The 4,332-nt window shown below is 71.5% G+C and carries 4 protein-coding genes; 3 read left to right on the top strand and 1 reads right to left on the bottom strand.

Translation table 11 applies throughout. The features are described 5' to 3' along the window. The coding region (locus ACJ73U_RS01925) for a glycosyltransferase family 2 protein (RefSeq protein ID WP_407775737.1) at nt 1-1,290 on the top strand (1,290 nt) is incomplete at its 5' end. Nucleotides 1,291-1,336: 46 nt separating this feature from the next. On the opposite strand, the gene ACJ73U_RS01920 is transcribed toward ACJ73U_RS01925, so the two are convergent. After that, nucleotides 1,337-1,975 carry a hypothetical protein gene (locus ACJ73U_RS01920; protein ID WP_407775736.1) on the bottom strand — a complete coding sequence of 213 codons (639 nt, stop codon included), beginning with the start codon at nt 1,973-1,975 and terminating at the stop codon, nt 1,337-1,339. A 120-nt stretch (nt 1,976-2,095) separates the two neighbouring features. On the opposite strand from ACJ73U_RS01920, the gene ACJ73U_RS01915 reads away from it, so the two are divergent. Together ACJ73U_RS01915 and ACJ73U_RS01910 are read left to right on the top strand one after the other, a co-directional pair. Then, entirely contained in the window at nt 2,096-4,138 is a 2,043-nt protein-coding gene (locus ACJ73U_RS01915) for an ATP-dependent DNA helicase (RefSeq protein WP_407775735.1), read from the top strand. After that, on the top strand, nt 4,135-4,302 hold the full coding sequence (locus ACJ73U_RS01910) for a hypothetical protein (protein WP_407775734.1): 168 nt from the start codon (nt 4,135-4,137) through the stop codon (nt 4,300-4,302). The genes ACJ73U_RS01915 and ACJ73U_RS01910 overlap by 4 nt, the downstream gene beginning before the upstream one ends. The last annotated feature ends 30 nt before the right edge of the window (nt 4,303-4,332 follow it).

Genomic DNA, 4,332 nt, shown 5'->3' with positions numbered 1-4,332 from the left:
GTCGCGTTCCTGACCTACGTGTGCCTGATCGTCGTCCCGTACCTGCGGCACCGGGCGGCTCGACCCGGTGACGCGTCGGCGTTCGACTGGCACTTCCTGGTGCCGTGCCGGGACGAGGAGGCGGTCGTCGAGGACACGGTCGAGTACCTGCTCGACACGTTCCCGGACGCGCACGTCTGGGTCATCGACGACGCGTCGGACGACGACACCGCCGAGATCGTGTCGTCCTTCGTCGACACGCGGGTCCACCTGGTACGCCGGTTCCGGCCGGAAGCCCGCACCGGCAAGGGGGACGCGCTCAACGCCGCCTACGACGAACTGCTGGACGCACTGCCCGAGGACGCCGACCTCATGCGCACGATCGTGGTCGTCGTGGACGCGGACGGGCGACCGGCCCCGAACTGCCTCTCGGCGTGCGCGGCGGAACACCTCTTCGGTGACGAGACCGTCGGCGCGGTGCAGATCGACGTGTGGATGAGCAACCGCGGGACACTGCCGGCCCACGGCAGCTGGCTCGGCCGCCGCGTCGGCGCCGGGCTCGTGCGCATGCAGGACCTGGAGTTCCGCACGGCGATCGCCGCGATCCAGACCTCCCGCGGCGTCACGGGCACGATCTCCATGGGCGGCAACGGACAGTTCACCCGGGTGGCCGCGCTGGAGTCGATCGCGGACGACGCCGGGCCGTGGCGGGGCGCGTTGCTCGAGGACTTCGAGCTGGGCGTGCACCTGCTGACGTCGGGTTGGCGCACCGGGTTCACGCGGGACACGCACGTCGCGCAGGAGGGCCTGTACAGCCTGCGGCGGTTCCTGTCGCAACGCACCCGGTGGGGCCAGGGCACGATGCAGTGCGCGCGTTACGTGCGGCAGATCTGGGACTCGCGGCACCTGACCACGCTCGGCGCGGCGGAGATGCTGTACTACCTCGCGCAGCCGTGGATGCAGCTGCTCGGCACAGTCGTCTACCCGATTCCCTTCCTGCTGCTGGGATTCCGCGCCTCGGCCGACCCGGGACAGGTGTGGGCCTGGTTCTCCGGCGGCGCGTGGCTGCTGTTCGCCGTGTACGGCTCTTTCGGACTGCTGCCGTTCCTCGTGTGGGGCCCGATCTACCGCAGGAAATGCGAACCGTCGGTCGGCGTGCTGCGCGGTGTTTGGTACGGCTTCGCCTACGCGCTCTACATCTACACGTTCTACGTCACGTCATGGCGCGCGTTGTTCCGCCTGGTCCGGAAACGAAACGGCTGGACGAAAACACGCCGGAACACCGAGACACTGCTGGCCATTGACCATTAGGAATGCCTCGTTCGGCACACCTGGTGCGCCGAACGAGGCATTCAGCTCAGCTCACCGGGGCGCAGTGCACCGTGCCGACGTAGGCGTCGCCCGTGGCGGGGCCACCCTCCGGGAACATGCGGATGTGCATCAGGTGCTCGAGCATGCTGCCGTCCGGCGGGTCCGGCACGTGCTGCTCGTTGAACGTGACCGTCGCCATCGGCTTGCCGTCCGGGCCGCCGGGAACGGTGACCACGTAGTTCGTCGGGATGTCCGACGGCACGGTGACCCCGGACAGCCCGGAGAACCGGAACGAGGACTTGCTGCCGGTCTGCGTCGTCTCGCAGTTCGCGGTGTAGCCCGACAGGCGGATGGTCGGGCCGCCGTAGTCGCGGAGCGCCTCGAAGCGGAACTGGCCGCCGGTGACCGTCACCGTCGCGATCTCGCGGGCGTCGTCGATGGCGCACTGGCTCCTGCCGTTCGAGTAGGAGACCACGCCGGGCACGGCGACCTCGGGGCCCTCGGCCTGCGGCGTGCTCTCGGTCGTGCACGCCGCGATCGCGGTCACCACCGTCTGCCCGACCGTGGCCGCGCCCGCGTCGCCGGCGGCCACCGCGTCGCCCGGCGCCGCCCGCGCGGGGACCGTCGACAGGGCCAGGCCGAGCGCGCCGAGGCAGGCCACGGTGAGTGTTCGTCGCGGAGTCATGACAACGAGCAGACCCGTGCTCGCCCACGAGTGCCAACCAGTGGCACCCGGTCGTGCAATCAAGACAACCCGGTCGGGGTACGTCCGGGCCAGGTCGGTGGTCGGAGGTACCGTCTGCCTGTGCCGTCAACCACCGACCTCCCTGGCGTGACCGAGCTGCTGGCGACCGCGGTCGGAGCGGTCGGCGGCGCCGAGCGCCCTGGTCAGGTGGCCATGGCCGAGGCCGTGGCGCGAGCCATCCGCACCGGTGACCACCTGGCCGTGCAGGCCGGCACGGGCACCGGCAAGTCGCTCGCCTACCTGGTCCCGGCGCTGCGCCACGCGGTCGAGACGGAGTCGACGGTCGTGGTGTCCACCGCGACGATCGCGTTGCAGCGGCAGCTCATCGACCGCGACCTGCCGCGGCTGGAGAAGGCGCTGGCCAAGCCGCTGGGCCGCAGGCCGACGTTCGCGATCCTCAAGGGCCGGCGCAACTACCTGTGCCTCCACAAGATCGACAGCGGGTTCGAGGACGAGCCCGAGGACGCGGCGCTGTTCGACCCGTTCGCCATCTCGCGGATCGGCCGCGAGGTCACCCGGGTGCGCGAGTGGGTGTCGGACACCGAGACGGGTGACCGCGACGAGCTGGTGCCCGGGGTCAGCGAGCAGGCGTGGCGGCAGGTGTCGGTGTCGGCGCGCGAGTGCCTCGGCAAGGCCCGCTGCCCCATGGGCACGGACTGCTTCGCCGAGAAGGCACGCGAGGAGGCCGGCCGCGCGGACCTGATCGTCACCAACCACGCGCTGCTGGCCATCGACGCGCTGCAGGGCTACCAGGTGCTGCCCGAGCACGACCTGGTGATCGTCGACGAGGCCCACGACCTGGTCGACCGGGTCACCTCGGTCGCGACGGCCGAGCTGACGTCCGGCACCGTCACGATGGCGGCGCGGCGGGCCGGCCGGGTGGTCGACCAGGAGCTGGCGGACCGCCTGCTGGAGGCGGGCGACGGCCTGGGGATGATCATGGAGGACCTGCCCTCGGGCCGCCTCGACGAGATGCCCCGGCCGCTGGCGGGCTCGTTGGCGGCCCTGCGGGACGCCGCGCACGCGTGCGTCACTGGTCTCGGCTCCGAGAAGTCCGGCGACGTGGACGTGCAGACCGCCCGCAAGCTGGCGCTGTCCCAGCTGGAGGAGGTGCACGACACGACGGTGCGGCTGCTCGGCGCGTGGGACGCCGACACCGCGAACCGCCGCGACGTCGTGTGGCGCACCGAGCCGCACGGCAACCGGCCGCCGGCGCTGTACGTGGCGCCGCTGGGCGTGGCCGGCCTGCTGCGGGACCGCCTGTTCGCCCGGAACACGACCATCCTGACGTCCGCCACCCTGACGCTGGGCGGCAACTTCGACTCGATGGCCAGGTCGTGGGGCCTGCCGGCGGAGCAGGAGGGTGCCAGCTCGCCCACCGAGGGCGCCGCGACGGAGAAGTCCGTCGAGGGCCCGCGCTGGACCGCGCTGGACGTCGGCTCGCCGTTCGACCACGCCCGCCACGGCATCCTCTACCTGGCCAAGCACCTGCCGCCTCCCGGCCGCGACGGGCTGCCGCCGTCCTACCTGGACGAGATCGGCGAGCTGATGGCGGCGGCGGGCGGGCGCACCCTGGGCCTGTTCTCGTCGATGCGTGCGGCCAAGCAGGCCACCGAGGAGCTGCGCAAGCGGACCGACCTGGAGATCCTGTGCCAGGGCGAGGACTCGACCGCCCTGCTGGTGCGCAAGTTCGCCGAGGACGAGGCGAGCTGCCTGTTCGGCACGCTGTCGCTGTGGCAGGGCGTGGACGTGCCGGGCCCGTCGCTGCAGCTGGTGGTCGTCGACCGCATCCCCTTCCCCCGCCCGGACGACCCGCTGGCGTCCGCCCGGCAACGCGCCGTGGAAGCTCGCGGGGGCAACGGTTTCCTGTCCGTGGCGGCCACCCACGCGGCGCTGCTGCTGGCACAGGGCACCGGCCGTCTACTCAGGAGCACCACGGACCGCGGCGTGATCGCGATCCTCGACCCCCGCCTGGCGACAGCCCGCTACGGCGGTTTCCTGCGGTCGTCCCTACCGAGCTACTGGACGACGACCGACCCCGCGGTCGTGCGCGCGGCACTGACCCGCCTGGACGCGGCAAGCTCACCGAAGGAGAGTGCGTGACCACCAGCATCACCATCGACGACGACGGCGTCCGCCGGCAGCTGGCCGACGGCACCGAGGAATCGGTGACGTGGGCGAAGCTCAAGGAGGTGGCCATCAGGACCACTCCGGAGGGCCCGTGGAAGGAGGACACGTTCTTCCTGCTGGTCTCCGAGGGCTGCTGATGTTTAGAGGTTCGTGTTTGGTAAGAGTGT

This window comes from Actinophytocola sp. (genome assembly GCF_045807065.1).
Lineage (GTDB): Bacteria > Actinomycetota > Actinomycetes > Mycobacteriales > Pseudonocardiaceae > Actinophytocola.
Note: the sequence above shows the minus strand (reverse complement) of the source record. Positions and strands in the feature narration are given on the sequence as shown.